Source organism: Pseudomonas sp. TWI929 (genome assembly GCF_039673335.1).
Taxonomy (GTDB): domain Bacteria; phylum Pseudomonadota; class Gammaproteobacteria; order Pseudomonadales; family Pseudomonadaceae; genus Aquipseudomonas.
On the sequence record NZ_JBDJLK010000034.1, the window covers coordinates 1 to 24604 of the forward strand.

Sequence of the window (24604 nt, forward strand, 5' to 3'; positions counted from 1 at the left end):
CCCGGGATATCAGCATAAACGCAACAATTGCCGGGGCTGCTCCGCAGCCCAAACGCGACACAAGGCCGCTCCCACAGGTGCAGCGCAGCTTTCAGATGTTCGCGTTAGCCAAAAAAACGGGGCATGCCATTGCTGGCATGCCCCGTTTTCAAACCGCTAAAGCGCCTCAGGCGACTTTCACGATCCAGCCAGCCGGTGCTTCAACATCACCGCTCTGGATGCCGGTCAGCTCGTTGTAGAGCTTCTGGGTAACCGGGCCGACCTTTTCCAGGTCGTGGAACACGTGTAGCTTGCCGTTGTACTCGATGCCGCCAATCGGGGTGATCACCGCAGCAGTACCGCAGGCACCCGCTTCGACGAAGCGGTCCAGCTTGCTGATTTCCACATCGCCTTCGATCACGGTCAGGCCCAGGCGCGTTTGCGCCAGTTCCATCAGCGACAGGCGGGTGATGCCTGGCAGCACCGAGGCCGATTTCGGGGTGACGAACTCGTTGTTGGCAGTGATGCCGAAGAAGTTGGCCGAACCGACTTCCTCGATCTTGGTGTGGGTTAGTGGGTCGAGGTAAATGGCGTCGGCGAAGTTGGCCTTCTTGGCTTCAGCGCCAGGCTGCAGGCTGGCTGCATAGTTGCCACCGACCTTGGCTGCGCCGGTGCCCTGCGGGGCAGCGCGGTCGAAGCTGGAAATCTGGAAGTTGTGCGGCTTCATGCCGCCTTTGAAGTACGAGCCAACCGGGATGGCGAATACCGAGAAGATGAACTCGGGGGCGGTGCGCACGCCAATGTTGTCACCGGTGCCGATCACGAACGGGCGCAGGTACAGGGCGCCTTTGCCGTGCGGTGGCACGAACTTTTCGTTGGCCTTGACCACTTGCTTGCACGCTTCGATGAACACATCGGTCGGCACGTGCGGCATCAGCAGGCGGGCGCAGCTGCGCTGCATGCGGGCGGCGTTCTGGTCCGGGCGGAACAGGTTGATCGAGCCGTCCTTGCAACGGTAGGCCTTCAGGCCTTCGAAGCACTGCTGGCCGTAGTGCAGGGCAGTGGAGCCTTCACTGATGTGCAGCACGTTGTCTTCGGTCAGGGTGCCCTTGTCCCACTCGCCATTGCGCCATACGGACAGGTAGCGTTTGTCGGTCTTGATGTAGTCGAAACCCAGCTTGTCCCAGTTAATGCTTTCGTTGCTCATGACACCCTCATTGTCTTGCAAGTGCCCGATCGCTCGGGCTGCTGTTATATGCGCACCATGCCACCTTAATACATCCTTGGCGGATCGGGAACGGCCAGTCACGAATTGATAGCCTGCGATGCATTGCTTGCGGCCCGGCGCCGGTAGTGCACCGGGGCTGCGAGGTGCTCGCCACAACATTTTCAGCGCATGCAAGATCAAGCGCCGCCCGCGCGGCGCTCGATCTCATAGGCGCTGCAAGTCTTTCGCCGGGCCTTTGGGGTCAGCGTCCCTTCAAGCGCTTGGCCCAATCGCCATTGTGGCTCTGTTGGCAGGCTTCTTCACTGTCAAACCGCACATGCCAGGCCGGATGGTCCAGCTGAATACCGGCCTGCTCCAGCGCCAGGCCGGTCAGCGCCAGCATGCGCGCCGTGGCGGTGCCCGCTACGGCCGCGGCCTTGTCAGCCTCTTGCTCGAACACCCAGGTAATACGCAGACTGGCCGAAAATTACCAGGATCAAGGCGATGGGTAAGCCAACTGAAACCGACGATCTCGGCCTTGGCGGTTTCGCAGGCTTCGGTCAGGCACGCCACCAGTTCCCGCTCCAGCCGGGCCATCTCACGTTTGCCCAGCGCCTTCACGGATGGGTCTCGTCATCGATCTGCTGGCAGAAACGCAGGCGGTTGCCGAACGGGTCGCACACCTGCATCTGCAGGCCCCAGTCCAGCCGCTCTGCCTCGGGCCGGGCATAGCCGTACTGTTTGGCCTGCAACTCACGCTCCAGCGCCGGCAAATCGTCGATGCGGGCGAATACCGTGGAGCCGGGGCACGCATCACCGTGGTGCTCGGATAGGTGCAGGATCAGGCCGTCGCGGTGAATCTGCAGGTACAACGGCAGGTCCGGGCTGAAGCGGTGCTCCCAGTCGACGCTGAAGCCGAGGAAGTCGAGGTAAAACTCGCGGGCCTTGTCGACCGAGAAAATGCGCAGCACAGGTATGGCGGGAGCGAGGGGCATGAGGCGTCCTTGACCGTTGATGAAGGCGCCACTGTAACCCAGTTGTGCCGCTAATGGTCGCCCGCCCCGGCAGCAATGGTTGACCACCCGCCAGCCACTGCGTAGCCTTGCCACTTCGAGGTTCTTCGGCCAGGCCGAAGCTAAGACGGGAACGCGGTACAAGCCGCGGCTGCCCCCGCAACTGTAAGCACCGACAACGGATCGACACAGCCACTGCGCCAACGCGCGGGAAGGCGTCATCCCGCCAGCCCACTGTTCAACTGCATGGGCAACTGGAACGGTGCGAGCCAGGAGACCTGCCTCGTGACGTTTTCGACTTTCAACCGGGCGGGGTGATCCGGTGGCGAACAAGCCCGGCTGGCCTGGCCCGCGGCTGTCGTCCTGCATGCCCGCGCCATACTGCCAAGGGCAATGCGACATGAAAACACTGGCCAAGCTCCCCGTCACCATCGTCACCGGCTTCCTCGGCTCGGGCAAGACCACCTTGCTGCGCCACATGCTCGACAACGCCCAGGGCCGCCGCATCGCGGTCATCGTCAACGAATTCGGCGAACTGGGCATCGACGGCGAAATCCTCAAGCAGTGCAGCATCGGTTGCACCGAAGAAGAAGCCAGCGGCCGGGTCTACGAGCTGGCCAACGGCTGCCTGTGCTGCACCGTGCAGGAAGAGTTCTTCCCGGTGATGCGCGAGCTGGTGGCACGCCGTGGCGACCTCGACCACATCCTCATCGAAACCAGCGGCCTGGCCCTGCCCAAGCCACTGGTACAAGCCTTCCAGTGGCCGGAAATCCGCAACGCCTGCACCGTCGACGCGGTAATCACCGTGGTTGATAGCCCGGCTGTGGCTGCCGGCACCTTCGCCGCCTACCCGGACCAGGTCGATGCCCAGCGCAAGCTCGACCCGAACCTGGACCACGAATCGCCGCTGCACGAGCTGTTCGCCGACCAGCTGGCCAGCGCCGACCTGGTGGTGCTGAACAAGGCTGACCTGATCGACGCCGAAGGCCTGGCCAAGGTCCGCGCCGAAGTCGCCGAAGAACTGCCACCAGCGGTAAAAGTAGTCGAAGCCAGCAGCGGCAAGCTGCCACTGGAAGTGCTGCTGGGCGTGGGTGCCGAGTCCGAGGCGCACATCGATGGCCGCCGCACCCACCACGACTCGCACCACGACGGCGACGACCATGACGATCATGACCACGACGCCTTCGACTCCATCTCCATCGACCTGCCGGAAGCCGACGAAAGCCTGCTGCTCGACGCCCTGACCCAATTGGTGGTGGAATTCGGCATCCTGCGCGCCAAAGGCTTCGCCGCCATCCCGGGCAAGCCGATGCGCCTGCTGGTGCAAGGCGTGGGTACCCGTTTCGACAAGCACTTCGACCGCGCCTGGCGCGCCGACGAGCCGCGCATCACCCGCCTGGTGCTGATCGGCCAGGACCTTGATGCTGCCCAACTGGAAGCGCGCCTGCGCCAGGCCCTGGGCGCCTGACCCATGCACCTGCTGCGGACCCAGCCCGGCGGTTTTGTGCCGGATGACAGCATTGCCGACCTTGGCCAGACACCCGCCGAGCTGGTGATTCTCTGCAGCGGCGATTCACACCTGGCATTGCTCGCCGACACCGCCGAGCAATTGCCCGAAGACTTCCCCAGCCTGCGCCTGGCCAACCCGATGCAGGTGCAGAACCATGCCTCGGTCGACTTGTATGTCGACGAAGTGCTGCGCCATGCCAAGGTCATCCTGGTGTCGCTGCACGGTGGCGTCGGCTATTGGCGCTATGGCGTCGAACAACTGGTCGAACTGGCTGCACGTGGCGTGCAACTGATCCTGGTGCCGGGCGACGACCGCCCGGACCCGGAACTCACCAGCCTGGGTAGCGTCACCGGCGCGCAGGCCGAACGCCTCTGGCACTACCTGCGCCAGGGCGGCAAGGCCAATGCCATCAACCTGTTCAACTGCCTGGCCAGCCAGTGGCTGGGCCGTGACTATGCCTGGGACGAGCCGCAGCCGTTGCCGCGCACCGCGGTGTATCACCCGGCCAAGGGTAGCGCGACGCTGGAGGACTGGTACCCGCAATGGCACCCCGAACAGGCAGTGGCGCCGTTGCTGTTCTACCGCTCGCACCTGCAGGCGGCCAACACCGGGTTCATCGACGTGTTCTGCCAGCGCCTGCAGGCGGCCGGTTTGAACCCGTTGCCGATTGCCGTGGCCAGCCTCAAGGAAAGCGCCTGTCTGGAGCAGGTCGAAGCCTGGCTGGACGAGGTCGGCGCCGAAGTGCTGGTCAATACCACCGGTTTTGCCCTGTCCAGCCCCGAGCGCCCCAACCTGCGCCCGTTCCGCCGCGACATCCCGGTGTTGCAGGCCATTTGCGCGCAGGACAACCAGCCCAGTTGGGAAACCAGCGAGCAGGGCCTGGGCGCGCGCGACCTGGCCATGCACATTGCCTTGCCCGAGCTGGACGGGCGCATCATCACCCGCCCGGTCAGTTTCAAGGACATGGCCTGGCGCAGCGAGCGCAGCCAGTCCGATGTGGTGTGCTACCGCGCCCACCCCGAGCGCATGGACTTCGTCGCCGAACTGGCGCGCCGCTGGGTCGAACTGGCTCGCCTGCCGAATGCCCAGAAACGCGTAGCGCTGGTGTTGGCCAATTACCCGACCCGAGATGGCCGCATTGGTAACGGCGTTGGCCTGGATACCCCCGCAGCCGCGCTGAACATCCTCAAGGCGTTGAAGGCCGAAGGCTACCCGCTGGCCGAACTGCCCGACAGCGGCACGCAACTGATCCACCAGCTGCTTGGCGGCGTGACCAACGACCTGGACCACCTCGACCAGCGCCCCTGCGCCCAAAGCCTGAGCCTGGCCGATTACCAGGCAGCGTTCGAGCGCCTGCCCGAGGCCAACCGCCAGGCAGTGCTGGAGCGCTGGGGCCCGCCCGAGCAGGACCCGATGCACCGCAGTGGCCGGCTGATGGTCGCCGGCCTGCGTTTTGGCCTGACCTTTGTCGGTATCCAGCCGGCACGCGGCTACCAGGTGGACCCCAGTGCGGTGTACCACGACCCCGACCTGGTGCCGCCGCACGGCTACCTGGCGTTCCACTTCTGGCTGCGCCATGCCTTTGCTGCCGACGCGGTGATCCACGTTGGCAAGCACGGCAACCTTGAGTGGCTGCCCGGCAAGGGCGTCGGGCTGTCGGCGCAGTGCTGGCCGGATGCCTTGCTCGGCCCGCTGCCGAACATCTACCCGTTCATCGTCAACGACCCGGGCGAGGGCGCCCAGGCCAAGCGCCGCACCCAGGCGGTGATCATCGACCACCTGATGCCGCCGCTGACCCGCGCCGAAACCTATGGCCCACTGCGCCACCTGGAGCAGCTGGCCGACGAGTTCTACGAAGCGCAGCTGCTCGACCCACGGCGTGCCCGCGAGTTGCAGCGCGATATCCTCGAACTGGTCAAGGCCAACCACATCGACCGTGAGCTGCAGCTGGAAGGGCAACTGGACGATGCTGCCGTATGGCTGCCACGGCTGGACACTTACCTGTGCGACCTGAAGGAATCGCAGATTCGCGACGGCCTGCATGTGTTCGGTCAATCGCCTGAAGGGCGGCTGCGCCTGGATACCCTGTTGGCGTTGCTCAGGGTCGAGCGTGGTGACGGCCGTGGCGGCAATGCCAGCCTGCTGCGGGCGCTGGCCAAGGCGCTAGTGCCGGGCTTCGACCCGCTCGATTGCGAACTTGGCCAACCGTGGCAGGGCGCGCGCCCTGAACAGCTGCAGGCCATGAGCAGTGAACCCTGGCGTACCTGTGGTGACACCCGCGAACGCCTGGAGCTTTTGGCGCTGCAGGTGATCGAGCAGGCCTTAAGCAGCAGTGCACAATTGCCCAGCCAGAGCGAATGGCAACCGGTGCACGACGTTGTACAAGCCTTGCGCGACGCGGTGGCACCTGGCCTGGACGCCTGCGGCGCCGCCGAAATGAATGGCCTGCTGGCAGCCCTGGCCGGGCGTTTCGTGCCCGCTGGCCCCAGCGGCGCGCCCAGCCGTGGGCGCCTCGACGTGCTGCCCACCGGCCGCAACTTCTATACCGTGGACGTGCGCAACCTGCCCACCACCACCGCCTGGCGCCTGGGTTTCGCCTCGGCCAACCTGATCCTTGAGCGCCACCTGCAGGACCATGGCGACCACCTGCGCCAGCTGGGGCTGTCGGTGTGGGGCACGGCAACCATGCGCACCGGCGGTGACGACATCGCCCAGGCCATGGCGCTGATGGGCGTGCGACCGGTGTGGGCCACCGGTAGCCAGCGCGTGGACGATTTCGAAATCCTGCCGCTGAGCCTGCTCGACCGCCCACGGGTGGACGTAACCTTGCGCGTTTCCGGGTTTTTCCGCGATGCCTTCGGCAACCTGATCCGCCTGTTCGACGCCGCCGTGCAGGCAGTGGCCGCGCTGGATGAGCCCGACGACCTCAACCCCTTGGCCGCCCGCGTGCGCAGCGAGCGGGCCGCACTGCTGGAGCAGGGCGTGGACGCCGAACAGGCCGCGCGCCAGGCCGGCTGGCGGGTGTTTGGTGCCAAGCCCGGTGCCTACGGCGCCGGGGTGCAGAACGCCATCGACGGGAGGCTGTGGCATAGCCGCGACGACCTGGCCGAGGTCTACCTCAACCATGGCGGCTACGCCTACGGCGCCAGCGACGACGGCACCCCGGCCCGCGCCCAGTTCGCCCAGCGCCTGGCCAGGGTGCAGGCGGTGCTGCAGAACCAGGACAACCACGAGCACGACCTGCTCGATTCCAATGACTATTACCAGTTCCAGGGCGGCATGCTGGCGGCGTCGGAAACTCTGAGCGGGGCAGGTGTGGCCAGCTACCACGGCGACCACAGCCAGGTCGATCGGCCGCGCATCCGTACCCTGAAGGAAGAACTGAACCGGGTCATCCGCGCCCGCGCGCTGAACCCGAAGTGGCTCGACGGGGTCAAGCGCCACGGCTACAAGGGCGCCTTCGAGATGGCGGCGACGGTCGACAATCTGTTTGCCTTCGACGCCACCACGCACCTGATCGACGACCATCATTACCAGGGGCTGGCCGATGCCTACGTGCTCGACCCGGCGACCCGCGACTTCATGCGCGAGCATAACCCCGAGGCCCTGCGCGACCTCACCGAGCGCCTGCTGGAGGCCCAGCAGCGTGGCCTGTGGCAGGCACCGGGCGACTACCGCGAAGCCCTTGAGGAACAACTGCTCGACGGCGAGGAACAGGCTTGAAATGAGTGAACCCGTACAATTTCCGCTGGCCGCCGTGGTCGGTGCCGACGACCTGAAGCTGGCGCTGTGCCTGACCGCCATCGACCCGAAGATCGGCGGAGTGCTGATTGAAGGGCCACGCGGCATGGCCAAGAGCACCTTGGCCCGTGGCCTGGCCGACCTGCTCGGTGAGGGCCCGTTCGTCACCTTGCCACTGGGCGCCAGTGAAGAACGGCTGGTCGGCACCCTCGACCTGGATGCCGCGCTGGGGCAGGGCAAGGCGCAGTTTTCCCCGGGCGTACTGGCCCAGGCCGACGGTGGTGTGCTGTATGTCGACGAGGTCAACCTGCTGCCTGACACCCTGGTCGACCTGTTGCTCGACGTGGCCGCCAGTGGCACCAACCGCGTTGAGCGCGACGGTATCTCGCACCGGCACAGTGCCCGCTTTGTACTGATCGGCACCATGAACCCGGAAGAAGGCGAGTTGCGCCCGCAGTTGCTCGACCGTTTTGGCTTGAATGTGGCACTGGAGGGTTTGCCCGAGCCGGAGGCGCGGCAGCAGATCATTCGCCGTCGCCTGGCCTTCGACAGTGACCCGCAGGCTTTCTGCGCGCAATGGGCACAAGCCCAGGCGCAATTGCGCGAGCGCTGCCAGGCGGCGCGCCACGCCCTGGCCGCCATTGCCCTGGATGACCAGGCGCTGGCCTGGATCACCGAGCGCTGCTACGCGGCCGGGGTCGATGGCCTGCGCGCCGACCTGGTCTGGCTGCGCGCCGCCCGTGCCCATTGCGCCTGGCGCGGTGGTGCGGCGATCGAAGAAGCCGATGTCGATGCAGTGGCCGAGTTCGCCTTGCGCCATCGCCGCCGCGTTACGCCCCAGGCCAACCCGCCGTCGCAGCCTGAGCAGCAGCCTAGTCTGCAGGGGGCTGGCAACCGTGGCGAGCAAGGCGGGCAGGGTGACTGGGGGGCAATGCCGGTGCAGCCGGTGGCCAGCGGTGCCCGCCGCGAGGTGCCGAACTGGGCAAAAAAGCCCTGAGCATCCCCCAGCCAACAGCCAAAGGGGCGGATGCCAAAGCCGGCGCAGGTAAGCAGTACGGTGCCAGCCGTGGCCGCGCGCGCAGTGCCGCGTCCGGCCGTGTGGCCTGGCTGCCGACCCTGCTCAAGGGCCGGCCACGGCAGCGCCAGGACCTGTGCTGGCAGCAGCGCCAGGCCAAGCCCGCAGAGCTGTGGTTGGTAATCGTCGATGCTTCGGCCTCGACCCGCCGCCACCAGGCGCTGGCGCAGACCAAAGGGCTGCTGGCGGCCCTGTTCGACCAGGCCTACCGCCAGCGCGCCCGGTTGACCCTGCTTACCGCCAGCGGGCGCACGCCACAGTGGCAGCGCCATGGCCTTAAGGCTTCGGCCGCCTTGCAGCCCTGGCTGCAGGCCTTGGGCGCCGGTGGCGGCACGCCGCTGATCGCCGCACTGGAGCAGGCGCGGCACTGGCTACAGGCACGGCAGCGCGCCCACCCAGAAGAAACCATGCGCTGCCTGGTATTTACCGACGGCCGCCTGCAGCACTGCAACGCCGTACAACCGATGCCTTGTGCCACTTTGCTGGTGGATATGGAACTGGCGCCGGTGCGCCTGGGCCGCGCACAGCGCCTGGCCGAACAATTGCAGGCCGATTACCAGCACTTGCAACAGTTCAAGGTCGCGGATGAGTAACGGAGCCTGTCACGGGGCGTAGATTGAATAAACTAATAAGTTTGCTTGGAGCTGTCGTCAGAAATCGACGCCCCATTGCTAGAAACTGAAATCTATCCAAGGGTTATAGGATAACGAAATCTCCGAGTTGCCGTCGCCTCGCACCCGCCGTGCGATAATGCCAATGCTTTTAAAAAAATCTACAACTGGGCTGTTGACGTCTTTTCCCGCCATGCTTGAATGATAATGCCCTGTGGTATTAGAGAAAACTACTATTTTCTCGCGAAGTGCCACATATCCAGCGGAAATAACATTTGAGTCTCTTCCGGCAAAATATTTCAGCATTGGATGGGGGAATGATTCTGTATTTTGGTTGCCTACGACAAAGTCACCCCTGTTTGTTAGGATGTATTTGCGTTCCTCTCCAGCAAGGAATTTTATATCCCGATGGCTAGTGATTAGCCTGAAGTCGGAGTCAGAGATGTCTGTTCTTTTTTTGTACCTCACCAGAGCTTTTGATCTGTCTTCTGGATGCGCGTCTGTTAATGCGGGGAGTGTCTTGTTCATGGCTCGATTTCTGATACTCGCTTTGAACCGGCTAACGGCGCGCATTACCGTCATCGGGTAGTGTCCAGTAGGGTCTACTTTATTAACAGGGTTATTCATGAAGGCAGCATAGGCATTATAGCCGCCAGCGTGGAACGGACTCATGTTGTCTGGGCTGTGAAATCTCATGATGGTAGGGCTGTAAGTGCGATACCCATTACCTAAGATGTAGCCTTCTACTCTAGTGCTGAATACTTCACCCATGAAGCCAGATAGTAGCGAGTCGGTTGACGCTGAAAATCCATAGGGTGTATATGGATAGAGTTTGATTTTGCTCACTTTACGGTCTCCTGCTGGTACCCGGAGCGCTGAAAAATGCTGCTTCAAGTTGCCCGGCGTGGGGCTCTTGCTACCGATAAATGATGTAGGATTTTTTTGAGGGTTTCTACTGATAAAAATACTAGGTGAACCGCATTTTGCTATTTGAGCCCATATTACGGTTTTAGTGGCCAATGTTTGTCGCAAACCTTCGGGTTGATTTCATGCGGCCAAGGCGTGGATGGAGTAGCTTTTGCGGAGGAAGGGGGAATGTGGAAGATGCAGCGAGGTCGGTTCTAGCTAGGCGAGGAGTTTCGTGAAAAAAGCGAAGAACAGGCGCTGCGTTAATAAATTGTGCTTGCGAAATCGTAATGGTTTTATTGAGTGTTTTGTTTGTCTGTGTCGTCGCGATCGGGGTTGTTCAGGCTTGGTTTATATATGGATCTGTAAGAGTTCTGCATCGCTTGCGAGGCTACAAGGATAATAGTGCGGTGGCCGCCGTGAAAGTGCGTGGCGCTGCACGCACTTTTTTAACGGCCCTATTATTTCGGCATCGACCACGGTTGCAGGTCGTAACCTTTTTCGCACAGTTCGGCGCGCACTTCCTCGATCAGGCTGGCCCATTGGGCCGGGTCGGAATAGATGCGCGAGGACACTTGCTTGCTGCCGATGCGGGTGCTGGTCCGGTCGATCACTGCCAGGCTCAGTTCACCAGTACCGTTGGGAGCATCCCAGGCTACGCACTGGAAAGGTTCGAAGGCGTGGTCGGCAATCAGCAGTGCTTCGTTGACACGGAGCGGGGCATTCATGGTTCGGTCTCTCTATGGTCCCAAACATCGAAGTGAAGTCCGCGTTGCTTCAAAGTCGCCTCTTTAATATCGCGATGTGCAGCGCGGGGTTATGTGTACTGATGCTCGTTGCCCGGGGGCAAGTCACACGTTAGGTGTAAAAATTTTTGTCAGAGTCGAATCCGTTCTTGCCTGCGCCGCCATGTGATGTCGATAAAGTGCGAAAATTCCCGTTATGCATTGTAAAAAAATGCGTCGGCAGACAGACGGTACTGGGCACCGTCAACTTCGTTGCTACTGTTAATTGGGCGCCACAACTTGCTGTTTTACTTCAAAAAACCAAAAACTGGCGCCAAGGATTGATCATGCAGCAGCCTGCCGCCCAACGCCGTTTGCTCATCGTCGACCCGTGCGATGATTGCCACCGTTTACTGCCCGGCCTGCACAACGCAGGCTGGGATGTGGACAGCTGTATGCTTGGGGCCGCGCTGGATTACCCTTGTGATGTGGGCCTGTTGCGCTTGCAGGCTTCGCACCTGAGGCACCCGGACGCGGTCAAGGACATGATCAAGCGCAGCAACACCGAATGGATCGCCGTACTCAGCGCCGAACAGCTGCGCATGCCGGCGTTCGGCGATTTCGTCTGTGAATGGTTCTTCGACTTCCACACCTTGCCGTTCGACGTTTCGCGGGTACAGGTTACCCTCGGCCGCGCCTTCGGCATGGCGCGCCTGCGTGGCAAGGGGGCGGTCAGGGTCGATGAGGCGAGCCACGAATTGCTTGGCGAAAGCCGCCCGATTCGTGAGTTGCGCAAGCTTCTGGGCAAGCTGGCGCCCACCGAATCGCCGGTGCTGATCCGCGGCGAAAGCGGCACCGGCAAGGAACTGGTGGCGCGCACCCTGCACCGCCAGTCGCAACGCAGCGAGCAGCCATTCATCGCCATCAACTGCGGGGCTATCCCCGAGCACCTGATTCAGTCTGAGCTGTTCGGCCATGAGAAGGGTGCGTTCACCGGTGCCCACCAGCGTAAGGCCGGGCGCATCGAAGCGGCCCATGGCGGTACGCTGTTCCTCGATGAAATCGGCGACCTGCCGCTGGAACTGCAAGCCAACCTGCTGCGCTTTCTGCAGGAGAAGCACATCGAGCGGGTTGGCGGCAGCCAGCCGATCCCTGTGGATGTACGGGTACTGGCGGCTACCCATGTGGACCTGGAAAGGGCCATTGAGCAAGGGCGCTTTCGCGAAGACCTGTATTACCGCTTGAACGTGTTGCAAGTGGTGACCGCGCCGTTGCGCGACCGACATGGTGACTTGTCGATGCTGGCCAGCCACTTTGCCCAATTCTACAGCCTGGAAACCGGGCGCCGGCCACGTTCGTTCAGCGACCATGCCCTGGCGGCGATGGGCCGGCATGACTGGCCGGGCAATGTGCGCGAGCTGGCCAACCGGGTGCGCCGCGGGCTGGTGCTGGCTGAAGGGCGGCAGATCGAGGCGCAGGACCTGGGTTTGCAAACCCTCGACCAGGAGCAACAGCCGCTGGGCACGCTGGAAGAGTACAAGCACCGTGCCGAGCGCCAGGCGCTGTGCGATGTGCTCAACCGGCACAGCGACAACCTGAGTGTGGCGGCCAAGGTGCTGGGCATTTCGCGGCCGACGTTCTATCGGCTGCTACATAAGCACCAGATTCGCTAGCACAGGCCTTGAGCCCCTCCCACAGGAAAATCACAGCATGCAAGTCTGTGGAGATCCCTGTAGGAGCGGCTTCAGCCGCGAAAGGGCCCTTACAGGCTAAAGATCAATGCGGCCCGCGCGGAATGGTCTTCAGCAGGTCTTCCGGGCTGATATGCCCGACCACCTGCGCCACTGCGCTGCCTGGGGTCGGCAGGTCGATGATGTGGTTCTTCATCTTGCCAATCACATGCATCTCGCACGGTTTGCAGTCGAACTTCAGGGTCAGCACTTCGTCCCCCTGGATCAGCTGCATCGGTGCCACCTTGGTGCGCACGCCGGTCACGCCCTTGGCCTGCTTGGGGCAAAGATTGAAGGAGAAACGCAGGCAGTGCTTGGTGATCATCACCGGTACTTCGCCATGCTCTTCATGGGCTTCGTAGGCTGCGTCGATCAGCTGCACGCCGTGGCGGTGGTAGAAGTCGCGGGCCTTCTGGTTGTACACGTTGGCCAGGAACGACAGGTGCGACTCGGGGTACACCGGCGGGGGAGTAGTTTCGGCCTTGCGCCCGCCACGCGGGTGCGCCTGCACGCGGGCTTCAGTCAGCGCCTCGATGGCTTCGCGGCGCAGGGCCTTGAGCTGCGAGTTGGGGATGAAGTACGCCTGCGGTGCGTCCAGCTGGATGCTGTCGGCGTGGTACATGGTGGTGCCCAACTGGCCGAGCAGGTCGTGCAATTGCTCCAGTGCCTGCTGCGGCTTGTTGGCCGCGCCGAACGGGCCGTCCAGGGCCACTTGCACGCTCACGCCTTCTTCACTGCTCAGGGTCAGCATCAGGCGCTGCTCGCGCAGCACCGCGTGCCATTCCACGCCAACCCGGCGCTCGGACGAAGTGCGTTGCAGGGCTTGCTGCCAGTTGTGGTCGAGGTTGCGCGACAACGGGTGGTTGGGCCGCAGCTTGTACAGGCCCTCAGGCATTTCGTTGGGCTCGACGCGGTAGCGGTAGCGCTTGTTGCCGTCTTCCTCGAACTCGCCACGCGGTTCGGCGATGTTGGCGCGGAAGCCCACCACTTCGCGCTTGACCAGCACATTGAGGCCGTCGCCGTTGGTCAGCGGCACGTCGGTAACCACTTGCATGTCGCGTTTGCCGACCTTTTCCACCACACCCACCGGCAGGCCGGTGAAGGTTGGCGAGTCGAAGGCGCCGATATCGACCTTGCGGTCGGTGACGAAGTAGTCGGTGCTGCCGCGGTGAAAGGTTTTATCCGGGTCGGGCAGGAAGAAGTGCTCGGTACGGCCGCTGGACGCGCGGGCATACTGCGGGCGGCCTTCAAGGATGGCGTCGAGCTCTTTGCGGTAGTGGGCGGTGATGTTCTTCACATAGCCCATGTCCTTGTAGCGGCCCTCGATCTTGAACGAGCGCACGCCGGCATCGACCAGGTCGGCCAGGTTGGCGGTCTGGTTGTTGTCCTTCATCGACAGCAGGTGCTTCTCGAACGCCACCACGCGGCCCTGGTCATCTTTCAGGGTGTAGGGCAGGCGGCAGGCCTGCGAGCAGTCGCCACGGTTGGCGCTGCGGCCGGTCTGCGCGTGGGAGATGTTGCACTGGCCGGAGAAGGCCACGCACAACGCGCCATGGATGAAGAACTCGATGGCGGCATCGGTTTCGGCGGCGATGGCGCGGATTTGCTGCAGGTTCAGCTCACGGGCCAGGACCAGTTGCGAGAAGCCGGCCTGGTCGAGGAACTTGGCCCGCTCCAGGGTGCGGATGTCGGTCTGGGTACTGGCGTGCAGCTCGATCGGCGGGATGTCCAGCTCCATCACCCCCAGGTCCTGCACGATCAGCGCATCGACACCGGCGTCGTACAGCTGGTGGATCAGCTTGCGTGCCGGCTCCAGCTCGTTGTCGTGGAGGATGGTGTTGATGGTGGTGAACACGCGTGCGTGGTAGCGATGGGCGAACTCGACCAGTTCGGCGATATCGCTGACTTCGTTGCAGGCGTTATGGCGCGCGCCAAAGCTCGGGCCGCCGATGTAGATGGCGTCAGCGCCGTGCAGGATCGCTTCACGGGCGATGGCCACGTCACGGGCAGGGCTGAGCAGTTCCAGGTGATTCTTTGGAAGGGACATGTCGTTATATTTTCGGGCTGTCACGGTTTAGGCGGGCATTGTAGCGGCGAAACGGGCTGGCGGCATCATTGGGGTGCCGAGAGGTGTGGAGGTAGTTGCGAGTACGCGCACTGTGGGAGCGGCCTTGTGTCGCGAAAGGGCCGCAAAGCGGCCCCGGCGATCTTGTGGTGAACCCAGGACCTGGGGGTGCTGCGCACCCCTATCGCGACGCAAGGCCGCTCCCACAGGTGGCGCCCAACAAAGGTCAATCAGCGCTTGGCAGCCATCGCAGTCACTTCGACGCGCATGCCGTCGAAGGCCAGCGAAGCCACACCCACCGCAGCGCGCACCGGCCAAGGCTTGCTGAAGAAGCGCTGGTACACCTCGTTGAACGCCGCACGGTCGGCCATGTCGGTCAGGTAGATGGTCAGGTGCAGCACCCGGTCCATGCCGCTGCCGGCTTTCTCCAGCGCCACTTTCAGCGCCTGCAAGGTGCACTCGCTCTGCTCGACGATGCCACCCAGCTCCAGGCTGCCATCGGCGTGGGTCGGGATCTGCGTGGTAACCAGTACGCCGTTGTACTCGGCGACGTCGGAGGAAATCGACTCGGCGTCCGGGTCCGGGGTGTAGATGATGTCTGCATTTGCCATGGTGTGTTTTGCCTTGCAACGGAAGGAAAGCGGCAAGCCTACGCGAGCCGGCGTGGCCGGTCGAGGGTGCCCCGGTGTTTGAAAAGCACGGCGTTCACCGTCAGAATCGCGCCCCATTGCAAAACCTGGGGTTTACCTTGAACGAACAGACATTGTCCAGGCGCCTGGAGCGCGTGGCCGCCCATGTGCCGCAGGGCGCGCGCCTGGCCGACATCGGCTCGGACCATGGCTTCCTGCCGGTGGCCTTGATGCTACGCGGTGTGATTGAGGCCGCAGTGGCGGGTGAGGTGGCGCAGACACCGTTCGCTTCGGCTCAGCGCACTGTGCGCAGGAACGGCCTGGAGGACCGCGTCACCGTGCGCCTGGCCGATGGCCTGGCTGCGGTCGAGCCGCCAGACCGTATCACGGTGGTCAGCATTTGCGGCATGGGTGGTGACACCATGTGCGAAATTCTCGAGGCTGGTAAACAGCGGCTTGGCGGCGTTGCGCGGCTGGTGCTGCAGCCCAATGGCGCTGAGCGTGAACTGCGCCAGTGGCTGGCGGGCAATGGCTACCGTATTGTCAGCGAAGAGCTGCTACGGGAAAACCGCTTTGACTACGAGATCATCGTTGCCGAGCCGGGCGGGGCGACGTATAGCGCAGAACAGTTATATTTCGGCCCGGTGCTGATGCAGGAGAAAAGCGAGGCGTTCCTGGTCAAGTGGCGGCGCATGCTAAGGCAGAAGCAGCAGACCTTGGCCAATTTCCAGCGGGCCCGCGATGCGGTGCCTCAGGCAAAGATTGACGATTTCAACCAGCAGGTGGGCTGGATCACCCAGGTGCTGGGCTGACTCACTGCTGCGAGCAGTTGCCCATTTCCCGGTAGTCGACTTCGCGCTTCTGGCCCTGGTGGTCGACGTACACCATGTGTGCGGTACCCACCTGGCAGTCGGCGGTGTTGCTGGCTGGGGTGATGGAGATGACCTTGGCCACATCCAGCGGCATGCCGTATTCGTAATTGCTGCTGACCGGCTGGTTGTTGCCGGCATCGGCAAAGGCACCAAACGAGGTGAGGGCAGCGGCAATGGCAAGGACAGCGATCGAACGTTTCATGGCAGGCTCCTTTTTTCAATGTATGACTAATGATGTATTCACTGGTCACACACAATAAATGGGCTAAGCCGTGATAGATTCCTGCCTGTAACGTAAGAATAAGGCCGAACAAGGAGCACACCTATATGGACATGCTGCATGCCATGCGTACCTTTGCCCGCGTGGTGGAGTGCGGCAGCTTCGCTGCAGCCGCCAATGCCATGGACATTTCTGCAGCGCAGGTATCGCGCATCGTCGCCGAGCTGGAAAACCAGCTGCAGACGCGCTTGTTGCATCGCACCACCCGGCGCCTGCGCATGAGCGAGGCGGGCGAGCGGTTTCTTGAGCGGGCGCGGCAGATCATGCTGCTGACCGAAGAAGCGGTAGGCGAAGCCCGTGGCGCTCACCTGACGCCGCGTGGGCGCCTGCGCTTGCATTGCCCACACGGCCTGGGCCTGTTGCTGATGCCGCTGGTGGCCGGCTACAACGCGCTGTGCCCGGAGGTGGTGATCGAGCTGACCTTGTCCCAGCGCAACCCCGACCCGTTGGCCGAAGGGCATGATGTGGTGATTACCGTTGATGGGGCGTTGCCGGATTCACAGCTGATCGCTGTTCCGCTGGGCAACATTTTCAGCATCCCCTGCGCGGCCCCTGGGTATCTGGAAGCCTATGGTGTGCCGGAACGCCCCGAAGACTTGCACAGCCATCGCTGCCTGCGCATGGCTTACCCGATGTATGAAGGCGACTGGGTGTTCCCGCAAGGGGTTGACCAGTGCGTGATCGCGCCGAACGACAGTTTCTCCACCAACGTCGCCGACGCCATGCTGGTGGCCAGCGAACTGGGCATGGGTATTGGCCTGTTGCCGTTCTATACCGCCAGCCAGGCGATCGAGCAGGGGCGCTTGTGCCGGCTGCTGGCGCCGTATCGGCTGAGGGAGAGTGCGTTGTATGCGATGTACCCGTCACGGCATTACCTGGATGCCAAGGTGCGTACCTGGATCGATTACCTCAAGGAGCAGCTGCCGGCACTGTTCGAGGGGCATGCCAGGGTGGTGGATGATTCGCGGTATTGGCGCTAGGCGAGTGACGCTTTCGCAGGCATATCACCAAACCCTGTGGGAGCGGGTTTACCCGCGAACACCGGCGAAGCCGGTGCCATCCACCGCGTCGCATTCTTCGCGGGTAAACCCGCTCCCACAGGGGCCGAATTCTCGGCGAGATTGTGTTTACAGCGGATAGTGCTTCAACTCCCGCGCAATCAGCATGCGCTGGATCTCGCTCGACCCCTCGTAGATCTGGGTAATCCGCGCATCGCGGTAGTAGCGCTCTACCGGGTAGTCCTCCAGGTAGCCATAGCCGCCATGCACCTGGATCGCCATCGAACACACCCGCTCGGCCATTTCCGACGCGAACAGCTTGGCCTGTGACGCCTCTGACAGGCACGGCTTGCCGGCACTGCGCAGGCGCGCCGCATGCAGGATTAGCAGCCGTGCGGCGTTCACCTGCACCTGCATGTCGGCCAACAGGTTGGCGATGCTCTGGTGTTCGTTGATCGGCTTGCCGAACTGCACGCGGTCGCGTGAGTAGGCCAGCGCCGCTTCGAATGCTGCGCGGGCGATGCCCAAGGCCTGGGCGGCAATGCCGATACGGCCACCTTCAAGGTTGGACAAGGCAATGGCCAGGCCCTTGCCACGCTCGCCGAGCATATTGGCAGCAGGGATACGGCAGTTGTCGAAGGTGACCGCGCAAGTGTCGGAGGCGCGGATGCCCATCTTGTGCTCGCTGCGGTCAACCTTGAAGCCCGGGTTGTCGGTAGGCACCAGGAACGCCGACAGGCCCTTTTTGCCCAGCTCCGGGTCGGTTACCGCGAAGACGATGGCCAAGCCGGCACGTCGGGCATTGCTGACGAACTGCTTGGCGCCGTTGATCACCCACTGGCCATCGACCAGCTCGGCGCGGGTGCGCAGGTTATGCGCCTCGGAGCCGGCCTGCGGCTCGGTCAGGCAGAAGCAGCCAATCACCTCGCCGGTGGCCAGGCGCGGCAACCACTGCTGTTGCTGTTCGGCCGTGCCGTAGGCCAGCAGCGGGCCGCAGCCGACCGAGTTGTGGATGCTCATCATCGCCCCGGTGGCGCCGCAACCGGCGGCGATTTCTTCCACTGCCAGGGCATAAGCGACGTAGTCGGTGTAGCTGCCGCCGAAGTCTTCTGGCACCACCATGCCCAGCAGGCCCAGCTCGCCCATCTTGCGTACCACACCATCATCGATCCAGCCGGCCTTTTCCCAGGCCTGGGCATGCGGGGCGATTTCGCCACGGGCAAAGTCCCGTGCCATGTCGCGGATCATGATCTGTTCTTCGCTCAGTTCCAGGTCTTGCATCTGTGTACTCCCGGGCTCACAGGCCTTCGAAGAATTGGTCGACCCGCTGGCGTTGCAGCGCGGCCAGGGTCGGCGGGTTCCAGCGTGGCTGCTTGTCCTTGTCGATGATCAGGGCGCGCACGCCTTCGATGATATCGCCGTGCTGGAACCACTGGCGGTCCAGGTGCAGCTCCATGGCAAAGCAGTCGTCAAGGCCTAGCTGGCGACCGCGGCGCAGCATCTCCAGCGTAACCGCCATGGCCAGTGGCGAGCGGCTTTCCAGCTGATCGGCGGTGGCCACCGCCCAGGCATGGCTGTCGCCGATGCTCACCGCGCGCAGTTGCTCGACCATGGCGGGCAGGTCGGGTAGGGCGAAGAAGTGGTCGATGACCGGGCGCAGTTTTTCCAGTGGCGCATCGCCCAGTACCTGGGTGCCGAGCTTGGCCAGCAGGTTCTGCAGGTCTTTGAGCGGGTGGTCGCCGAAACTCAGCTGGTCCAGGCCTTGGTCGAGGGCGGCGAGCTGATCGCTGGCCAGGTACCAATCGGCCAGGCCGCAGTACAGGGCATCAGCCGCCTGGATCTGCGCGCCGCTGACGCCCAGGTAGATGCCCAGCTCGCCGGGGGTGCGCGGCAAGAAGTAACTACCGCCGACATCAGGAAAGTAGCCAATACCGACTTCGGGCATGCCCAGCCGGCTTCGTTCGGTGACCACGCGCAGGTCGCAACCCTGGGCCAGGCCCATGCCGCCGCCGAGGGTGAAGCCGTCCATCAGCACCAGCACCGGCTTGCGGTAGCGGTGGATGACCAGGTCGAGGGCGTATTCCTCGACGAAGAAAGTTTCGTGCAGTGTGTCGCCGGCCTTGAAGCTGTCGTGCAGCGAGCGGATATCGCCACCGGCACAGAAGCCCTTGGGGCCTTCGCCGCGCAGCACCACCGCGCGCACCTGTGGGTCTTCGGCCCACTGGTCCAGGTGCTGGCGCAGGCTGCGGACCATGTCCAGGGTCAGGGCATTGAGGCCGGCTGGGCGGTTCAGGGTCAGGTGGCCGATCTGGTTGCGAACCTCGGCCAGTACGTGGTCGGTTGCCGAGGCATGAGCGTGCGCAGTCATTGCGTTCTCCCTGCTTTGTTATTGATTTTCCAAGTGAAGTCTGGAGTTCGCTGGAGGATCGCAGGATCCTGTCATGCGAATTTGCCTTGCACAATCGACAAATCTGCAGGGGGATTCTGCATTTTTGCTTACATGGCCCTATCGCCACTCTAGCAAGGTTCCAGGGCGACCGAGGAAACTCTGGAGTTCGTTAACCTTATCGTAATGATCGCGCTTTGAGCTTGATTGATGCTCGACTGGCCCCAGCCCTAATGTGACTCCCACGACAGCGAACCCGTGGAGTCACCATGACAACAACACAAATTCCACCGCCGCAATGGTCGCGGCGGCGCGCCGAAAAGCAGCGCCGCCTTGACCGGGTCCGCCACCTCGCCGACGGCGTGGTGCTGCCCACCGAGCGTATCGTCGAAGCCTTGGAGCTATTACTCGCGCCCGGTGACCGGGTGGTGCTCGAAGGCAACAACCAGAAACAGGCTGACTTCCTCTCGCGTGCGCTGGCCAAGGTCGACCCCGGGCGCCTGCACGACCTGCACATGATCATGCCCAGCGTCAGCCGTGCCGAGCACCTGGACCTGTTCGAGCGCGGCATCGCCCGCAAGCTCGACTTTTCCTTCGCCGGCCCGCAAAGCCTGCGCATCGGTCAACTGCTGGAAGATGGCGTGCTCGAAGTCGGCGCCATCCACACCTATATCGAGCTGTATTCGCGGCTGCTGGTCGACCTGATACCCAACGTTACCCTGGTGGCTGGCTTCATGGCCGACCGTGACGGCAACCTGTACACCGGCCCCAGTACCGAAGACACCCCGGCCCTGGTGGAGCCTGCCGCCTTCAGCGACGGCATCGTCATCGCCCAGGTCAACCAGCTGGTGGACCACGTCGATGACCTGCCACGGGTCGACATCCCGGCGTCCTGGGTCGATTTCGTGGTGGTTGCCGACCAGCCCTTCTATATAGAACCGCTGTTCACCCGTGACCCGCGCCATATCAAGCCGGTGCATGTGCTGATGGCGATGATGGCGATTCGCGGCATCTACGAAAAACACCAGGTGCAGTCGCTGAACCATGGCATTGGCTTCAACACCGCGGCCATCGAGCTGATCCTGCCCACTTATGGCGAGTCGCTGGGCTTGAAGGGCAAGATTTGCCGCAACTGGACGCTCAACCCGCACCCCACGCTGATTCCGGCCATCGAGACCGGCTGGGTGCAAAGCGTGCACTGCTTCGGCACCGAACTGGGCATGGAGGACTACATCGCCCAGCGCCCTGATGTGTTCTTCACCGGCCGCGATGGTTCGCTGCGCTCCAACCGCATGATGTGCCAGCTGGCTGGGCAGTACGCCGTGGACCTGTTCATCGGGGCTACCTTGCAGGTGGATGGCGATGGCCATTCCTCGACCGTGACCCGCGGCCGCCTGGCCGGCTTCGGCGGTGCGCCGAACATGGGCCACGACCCGCGCGGTCGACGCCACGCGACCCCGGCCTGGCTCGACATGACCGTACCGGAAACCATGCTCGAACGCGGGCGCAAGCTGGTGGTGCAGATGGTCGAGACCTACCAGGAAGGCGGCAAGCCCACCTTCGTGGAAACCCTTGATGCGGTGGAGGTGGCGAAGAAAGCCGGCATGCCGCTGGCGCCGGTGATGATCTACGGCGACGACGTTACCCACCTGCTGACCGAAGAGGGCATCGCCTACCTGTACAAGGCTCGCAGCCTGGAAGAACGCCAGCAGATGATCGCCGCCGTGGCCGGGGTTACCGCCATCGGCCTGCGGCATGACCCCAAGGATACCCTGCGCCTGCGTCAGCAAGGCCTGGTCGCTTTGCCCGAAGACCTTGGCATCCGCCGCACCGACGCCAGCCGCGAGCTGTTGGCTGCACGCAGCATTGCCGACCTGGTCGAATGGTCCGGCGGGCTGTACAACCCGCCTGCACGGTTCAGGAGCTGGTGATGAAAGCACTCGACTTGCAACCGCATGCGGAGCTTCGCGGGCACGCCCGCTCCTACAATTACACCGCAACTCTTGAAACCAGCACGGTCCCTGTGGGAGCGGGCATGCCCGCGAAGAGGCCGGACGCTGAGCCTAAACCAGACGCGGTCATTGTGGGAGCGGGTTCACCCGCGAATAGGCCCGCCCAGCCAGCCCAAATCGCCCTGGTCGACCAGTTGGCCGACCTGGCCATAGAAGCCCTGATCGACGAAGCCGACCTGTCGCCCAAGCCCGGCCTGGTCGACCGCCGCAGCAACGGCGCCCACAGCGACATGACCCTGGCCCTGATGCACGCCTCGGCCCTGGCCCTGTGGCCCTGCCTGCGCAACATGGCCGAAGCCGCGCAAACCGCTGGCACCATCAGCCAACCCCTGCGCACCACCTTGGGCCAACTCGGCCGCGAAGGCGAAGCCGCGATGCTGGCCGCAACCAACGGGGTCAATACGCACCGCGGCGCAATCTGGGCCCTGGGCCTGCTGGTCGCCGCCAAGGCCCTTGGCCCCGATGCCGACCCCGGCACGGTGGCTGCGCGGGCAGGGCGCATTGCCCTGTTCGACGACCCGGCCATGCCGCAGCAGCACAGCCACGGCCTGCAGGTGCGCCAACGCTATGGCAGCAGCGGCGCCCGCGAACAGGCGCAACAAGGCTTCCCTGCGATCATTGGCCACGGCCTGCCACAACTGCAGCGAAGCCGCGCCAACGGCGCCAGTGAAGCACATGCCCGGCTCGACGCCTTACTGGCCATCATGGCCGTGCTCAGCGACACCTGCGTGCTCTGGCGCAGCGGCCCAGCCGGGCTGGCTGCCGTCCAGCACGGGGCGCAGGCCGTACTCGCCGAAGGCGGTAGTGCCACGCTGGCAGGGCGCCGCCAACTACGCAACCTTGACCAGCAACTGCTGCACCTGAATGCCTCACCGGGCGGCGCCGCCGATCTGTTGGCCGCTTGCCTGTTCCTCGACAAAGCCGGGAGCCTGTGACATGGAAACCCTGACCTTCAACTTCCCCGCCGCCGAACCGGGGCGTGGTCGCACGCTGGTGGGCTGTGTCAGCTCCGGCGACCTCGAAGTGCTGATCGAACCCGGCACTGCCGGCAACCTGCGGATTCAGGTAGTGACTTCGGTAAACGGCAGTGGCGCCCGCTGGGCACAACTGTTCCAGCGCCTGTTCGAAGGCCGCGCCTGGCCGGCCGTGAACATCGACATTCATGACTTCGGCGCCACCCCAGGCGTGGTGCGCCTGCGCCTGGAGCAAGGTTTCGAGGAGATCGCCCATGACTGACACCGCCCGCTTGCTGCGTAGCCGCAGCTTTGTTGAACTGGGCGCCCGTCAGCGCGCCCGCGCCGTGCTCGACCCAGGTAGTTTTCGCGAACTGCTGGGCCCGTTCGACCGGCTGATGTCACCGTGGTTGCCGCGCCAGGGCATCGTGCCGCAGGCCGATGATGGCGTGGTCATCGCCAAGGGCCTGCTGAACGGGCGCAACGCTGTGGTAGCAGCCATCGAAGGCGGCTTCCAGGGCGGCAGCATGGGCGAGGTGGGCGGTGCCAAGATTGCCGGTGCCCTGGAACTGGCCATCGAAGACAACCGTAACGGTATTGCCACCTGCGCGGTGTTGCTGCTGGAAACTGGCGGCGTGCGCCTGCAGGAGGCCAACCTCGGCCTGGCGGCAATTGCCGAAATCCAGGCAGCGATTGTCGAGCTGCGTACCTGGCAGCCGGTAATCGGCCTGATCGCAGGCTCGGTTGGTTGCTTCGGCGGCATGTCGATCGCTGCCGGGCTGTGCAGCCACTTGCTGGTCACCCGTGAAGCCCGCCTGGGCCTCAACGGCCCGCAAGTGATCGAGCAGGAGGCCGGCATCGGCGAATACGACGCCAAGGACCGCCCCTTCATCTGGAGCCTGAGCGGTGGTGAGCAGCGCCATGCCAGCGGGCTGGTCGATGGCTATGTTGCTGACGACATTGACGCCTTGCGCGAACGCTTGCTGCAGTTGCTTGACGCACCCTCCACAGACCGCGCCAGCCAGCACGCCTGGTTCCTCGAACGCCTGGCCCGGTTGGGCAGTGACTGCCCGCAATTGGACGCCGCTGCGGTGCGTGACCTTTATCAAGGAGTAGCCAAATGAACCGTGCCTTGAACTGGCTGCCGGGCCTGGCCGGCGGGCAAGCTTTGCCGGGTTACCCTGCGTCGTTGCGGGTTATTGATGGCGAACTGGACAACCGCCTGGCGCGCTTCATCGCCGTGGTGCCGGATGCCGACAACCCGTTCCCCCGCGCCCGCTCGGGCGAGGTCGGCCTGCTGGAGGGTTGGGGCCTGGCCAAGGCCGTGAGCGAGGCGGTGGAGGCTGACTGCAACGGCCAGAAACGCGCCATCGTTGCGGTGATCGATGTACCCAGCCAGGCCTATGGCCGCCGCGAGGAAGCGTTGGGCATCCACCAGGCGCTGGCCGCTGCCGTGCAAGCCTATGCCCAGGCGCGGCTGGCCGGGCACCCGGTGATCGGGCTGCTGGTCGGCAAGGCCATGTCGGGCGCCTTTCTGGCCCACGGCTACCAGGCCCAGCGCCTGATCGCCCTGGACGATGCCGGGGTAATGGTGCACGCCATGGGCAAGGCAGCGGCGGCGCGCATAACCCTGCGCAGCGTCGAGCAGCTGGAAGCCCTGGCCGCCGAGGTACCGCCAATGGCCTACGACTTGGCCAGCTACGCCTCGCTGGGCCTGCTGTGGCGCCGTTTGACGGTGGACAACGCCGAGGCACCGAGCAGCGCCGACATTACCCAGGTACGTGCTTGCCTGGCCGACGCTGTACGCGACATTGGCAGCTCGACCGACCTGTCGTCGCGGCTGGCGGGCGAGAACCGCAGTGCCTCGCGCCAGGTACGCGAGCAGCTGCGCCGCCAGTGGCAGGGCGCTTGA

The 24604-nt window shown here is 63.8% G+C and carries 21 protein-coding genes, 1 pseudogene and 1 riboswitch; of the genes and pseudogenes, 12 read left to right on the forward strand and 10 right to left on the reverse strand.

Annotation, left to right across the window (positions count from 1 at the left end):
- Positions 1-166 precede the first annotated feature (166 nt).
- The 3 genes and pseudogenes from ABE456_RS15370 to ABE456_RS15380 form a co-directional block, all read right to left on the reverse strand.
- Positions 167-1186, reverse strand: coding sequence for a branched-chain amino acid aminotransferase (locus ABE456_RS15370; RefSeq protein WP_346644674.1), 1020 nt, complete (start codon positions 1184-1186; stop codon positions 167-169).
- A 262-nt stretch (positions 1187-1448) separates the two neighbouring features.
- Positions 1449-1807 (reverse strand): annotated as a pseudogene (locus ABE456_RS15375) (hypothetical protein).
- Positions 1804-2181, reverse strand: a complete 378-nt coding sequence (locus tag ABE456_RS15380; RefSeq protein ID WP_346644675.1) for a glyoxalase superfamily protein — start codon at positions 2179-2181, stop codon at positions 1804-1806. The pseudogene ABE456_RS15375 and the gene ABE456_RS15380 overlap by 4 nt, the downstream one beginning before the upstream one ends.
- Before the next feature lie 101 nt (positions 2182-2282).
- Positions 2283-2500: riboswitch (cobalamin riboswitch) on the forward strand.
- 99 nt (positions 2501-2599) lie between these two features.
- Between ABE456_RS15380 and cobW the strand changes: the two genes are divergently transcribed.
- The 4 genes from cobW (at position 2600) to ABE456_RS15400 (ending at position 9118) form a co-directional block, all read left to right on the forward strand.
- Positions 2600-3667 carry a cobalamin biosynthesis protein CobW gene (cobW, locus tag ABE456_RS15385; protein WP_085623274.1) on the forward strand — a complete coding sequence of 356 codons (1068 nt, stop codon included), beginning with the start codon at positions 2600-2602 and terminating at the stop codon, positions 3665-3667.
- A gap of 3 nt (positions 3668-3670) precedes the next feature.
- On the forward strand, positions 3671-7432 hold the full coding sequence (gene cobN, locus ABE456_RS15390; RefSeq protein ID WP_346644676.1) for a cobaltochelatase subunit CobN: 3762 nt from the start codon (positions 3671-3673) through the stop codon (positions 7430-7432).
- 1 nt (position 7433) lies between these two features.
- A complete protein-coding gene (locus ABE456_RS15395; RefSeq protein WP_346644677.1) occupies positions 7434-8447 on the forward strand; it encodes an AAA family ATPase in 1014 nt (337 codons plus the stop codon).
- Positions 8448-8548: 101 nt separating this feature from the next.
- Positions 8549-9118, forward strand: a complete 570-nt coding sequence (locus tag ABE456_RS15400; RefSeq protein ID WP_346644678.1) for a VWA domain-containing protein — start codon at positions 8549-8551, stop codon at positions 9116-9118.
- A gap of 78 nt (positions 9119-9196) precedes the next feature.
- On the opposite strand, the gene ABE456_RS15405 is transcribed toward ABE456_RS15400, so the two are convergent.
- Both ABE456_RS15405 and ABE456_RS15410 read right to left on the reverse strand, forming a co-directional pair.
- Positions 9197-9982 (reverse strand): RHS repeat-associated core domain-containing protein, encoded by a 786-nt coding sequence (locus tag ABE456_RS15405; RefSeq protein WP_346644679.1) that lies wholly within the window; start codon positions 9980-9982, stop codon positions 9197-9199.
- 521 nt (positions 9983-10503) lie between these two features.
- Positions 10504-10770 carry a hypothetical protein gene (locus ABE456_RS15410; RefSeq protein WP_013972506.1) on the reverse strand — a complete coding sequence of 89 codons (267 nt, stop codon included), beginning with the start codon at positions 10768-10770 and terminating at the stop codon, positions 10504-10506.
- Positions 10771-11114: 344 nt separating this feature from the next.
- Here ABE456_RS15410 and ABE456_RS15415 point away from each other — a divergent pair, with 344 nt between their 5' ends.
- On the forward strand, positions 11115-12440 hold the full coding sequence (locus ABE456_RS15415) for a sigma-54 dependent transcriptional regulator (protein ID WP_346644680.1): 1326 nt from the start codon (positions 11115-11117) through the stop codon (positions 12438-12440).
- 103 nt (positions 12441-12543) lie between these two features.
- Here ABE456_RS15415 and ABE456_RS15420 read toward each other — a convergent pair whose 3' ends face one another.
- On the reverse strand, positions 12544-14544 hold the full coding sequence (locus ABE456_RS15420; protein ID WP_346644681.1) for a U32 family peptidase: 2001 nt from the start codon (positions 14542-14544) through the stop codon (positions 12544-12546).
- A 248-nt stretch (positions 14545-14792) separates the two neighbouring features.
- Positions 14793-15173 carry a RidA family protein gene (locus ABE456_RS15425; protein WP_346644682.1) on the reverse strand — a complete coding sequence of 127 codons (381 nt, stop codon included), beginning with the start codon at positions 15171-15173 and terminating at the stop codon, positions 14793-14795.
- A gap of 137 nt (positions 15174-15310) precedes the next feature.
- Here ABE456_RS15425 and ABE456_RS15430 point away from each other — a divergent pair, with 137 nt between their 5' ends.
- The gene (locus tag ABE456_RS15430; RefSeq protein WP_346644683.1) at positions 15311-16003 is read left to right on the forward strand and encodes a tRNA (adenine(22)-N(1))-methyltransferase TrmK; all 693 of its coding nucleotides are present in this window, start codon (positions 15311-15313) and stop codon (positions 16001-16003) included.
- Between the two features lies 1 nt (position 16004).
- Here ABE456_RS15430 and ABE456_RS15435 read toward each other — a convergent pair whose 3' ends face one another.
- Entirely contained in the window at positions 16005-16265 is a 261-nt protein-coding gene (locus ABE456_RS15435; protein WP_346644684.1) for a DUF2790 domain-containing protein, read from the reverse strand.
- 125 nt (positions 16266-16390) lie between these two features.
- On the opposite strand from ABE456_RS15435, the gene ABE456_RS15440 reads away from it, so the two are divergent.
- Complete coding sequence (locus tag ABE456_RS15440; RefSeq protein WP_346644685.1) at positions 16391-17323, forward strand: LysR family transcriptional regulator; 933 nt, start codon at positions 16391-16393, stop codon at positions 17321-17323.
- A gap of 147 nt (positions 17324-17470) precedes the next feature.
- On the opposite strand, the gene ABE456_RS15445 is transcribed toward ABE456_RS15440, so the two are convergent.
- Both ABE456_RS15445 and ABE456_RS15450 read right to left on the reverse strand, forming a co-directional pair.
- Entirely contained in the window at positions 17471-18622 is a 1152-nt protein-coding gene (locus ABE456_RS15445; protein ID WP_346644686.1) for an acyl-CoA dehydrogenase family protein, read from the reverse strand.
- Positions 18623-18638: 16 nt separating this feature from the next.
- The gene (locus tag ABE456_RS15450; protein ID WP_346644687.1) at positions 18639-19709 is read right to left on the reverse strand and encodes an enoyl-CoA hydratase/isomerase family protein; all 1071 of its coding nucleotides are present in this window, start codon (positions 19707-19709) and stop codon (positions 18639-18641) included.
- A 287-nt stretch (positions 19710-19996) separates the two neighbouring features.
- Between ABE456_RS15450 and mdcA the strand changes: the two genes are divergently transcribed.
- From mdcA to mdcE, 5 genes are read left to right on the forward strand one after another with little or no spacing between them, the layout of a single operon-like run.
- Entirely contained in the window at positions 19997-21658 is a 1662-nt protein-coding gene (gene mdcA / locus ABE456_RS15455; RefSeq protein WP_346644688.1) for a malonate decarboxylase subunit alpha, read from the forward strand.
- Positions 21658-22674 (forward strand): triphosphoribosyl-dephospho-CoA synthase, encoded by a 1017-nt coding sequence (locus ABE456_RS15460; RefSeq protein ID WP_346644689.1) that lies wholly within the window; start codon positions 21658-21660, stop codon positions 22672-22674. The genes mdcA and ABE456_RS15460 overlap by 1 nt, the downstream gene beginning before the upstream one ends.
- Position 22675: 1 nt before the next feature.
- Positions 22676-22975 (forward strand): malonate decarboxylase subunit delta, encoded by a 300-nt coding sequence (locus tag ABE456_RS15465; RefSeq protein WP_346644690.1) that lies wholly within the window; start codon positions 22676-22678, stop codon positions 22973-22975.
- Positions 22968-23816, forward strand: a complete 849-nt coding sequence (locus ABE456_RS15470; protein ID WP_346644691.1) for a biotin-independent malonate decarboxylase subunit beta — start codon at positions 22968-22970, stop codon at positions 23814-23816. The genes ABE456_RS15465 and ABE456_RS15470 overlap by 8 nt, the downstream gene beginning before the upstream one ends.
- A complete protein-coding gene (gene mdcE, locus ABE456_RS15475; protein WP_346644692.1) occupies positions 23813-24604 on the forward strand; it encodes a biotin-independent malonate decarboxylase subunit gamma in 792 nt (263 codons plus the stop codon). The genes ABE456_RS15470 and mdcE overlap by 4 nt, the downstream gene beginning before the upstream one ends.

Excerpts from the sequence above, each read along its gene's own strand:
- ABE456_RS15465 (WP_346644690.1), top strand. The coding sequence starts at position 22,676 with ATGGAAACCCTGACCTTCAACTTCCCCGCCGCCGAACCGGGGCGTGGT.
- ABE456_RS15410 (WP_013972506.1), bottom strand. The coding sequence starts at position 10,770 with ATGAATGCCCCGCTCCGTGTCAACGAAGCACTGCTGATTGCCGACCAC.
- ABE456_RS15370 (WP_346644674.1), bottom strand. The coding sequence starts at position 1,186 with ATGAGCAACGAAAGCATTAACTGGGACAAGCTGGGTTTCGACTACATC.
- cobN (WP_346644676.1), top strand. The coding sequence starts at position 3,671 with ATGCACCTGCTGCGGACCCAGCCCGGCGGTTTTGTGCCGGATGACAGC.
- ABE456_RS15440 (WP_346644685.1), top strand. The coding sequence starts at position 16,391 with ATGGACATGCTGCATGCCATGCGTACCTTTGCCCGCGTGGTGGAGTGC.
- ABE456_RS15415 (WP_346644680.1), top strand. The coding sequence starts at position 11,115 with ATGCAGCAGCCTGCCGCCCAACGCCGTTTGCTCATCGTCGACCCGTGC.
- ABE456_RS15460 (WP_346644689.1), top strand. The coding sequence starts at position 21,658 with ATGAAAGCACTCGACTTGCAACCGCATGCGGAGCTTCGCGGGCACGCC.
- ABE456_RS15450 (WP_346644687.1), bottom strand. The coding sequence starts at position 19,709 with ATGACTGCGCACGCTCATGCCTCGGCAACCGACCACGTACTGGCCGAG.
- ABE456_RS15380 (WP_346644675.1), bottom strand. The coding sequence starts at position 2,181 with ATGCCCCTCGCTCCCGCCATACCTGTGCTGCGCATTTTCTCGGTCGAC.
- mdcA (WP_346644688.1), top strand. The coding sequence starts at position 19,997 with ATGACAACAACACAAATTCCACCGCCGCAATGGTCGCGGCGGCGCGCC.
- ABE456_RS15395 (WP_346644677.1), top strand. The coding sequence starts at position 7,434 with ATGAGTGAACCCGTACAATTTCCGCTGGCCGCCGTGGTCGGTGCCGAC.
- mdcE (WP_346644692.1), top strand. The coding sequence starts at position 23,813 with ATGAACCGTGCCTTGAACTGGCTGCCGGGCCTGGCCGGCGGGCAAGCT.
- ABE456_RS15420 (WP_346644681.1), bottom strand. The coding sequence starts at position 14,544 with ATGTCCCTTCCAAAGAATCACCTGGAACTGCTCAGCCCTGCCCGTGAC.
- ABE456_RS15425 (WP_346644682.1), bottom strand. The coding sequence starts at position 15,173 with ATGGCAAATGCAGACATCATCTACACCCCGGACCCGGACGCCGAGTCG.
- cobW (WP_085623274.1), top strand. The coding sequence starts at position 2,600 with ATGAAAACACTGGCCAAGCTCCCCGTCACCATCGTCACCGGCTTCCTC.
- ABE456_RS15445 (WP_346644686.1), bottom strand. The coding sequence starts at position 18,622 with ATGCAAGACCTGGAACTGAGCGAAGAACAGATCATGATCCGCGACATG.
- ABE456_RS15470 (WP_346644691.1), top strand. The coding sequence starts at position 22,968 with ATGACTGACACCGCCCGCTTGCTGCGTAGCCGCAGCTTTGTTGAACTG.
- ABE456_RS15435 (WP_346644684.1), bottom strand. The coding sequence starts at position 16,265 with ATGAAACGTTCGATCGCTGTCCTTGCCATTGCCGCTGCCCTCACCTCG.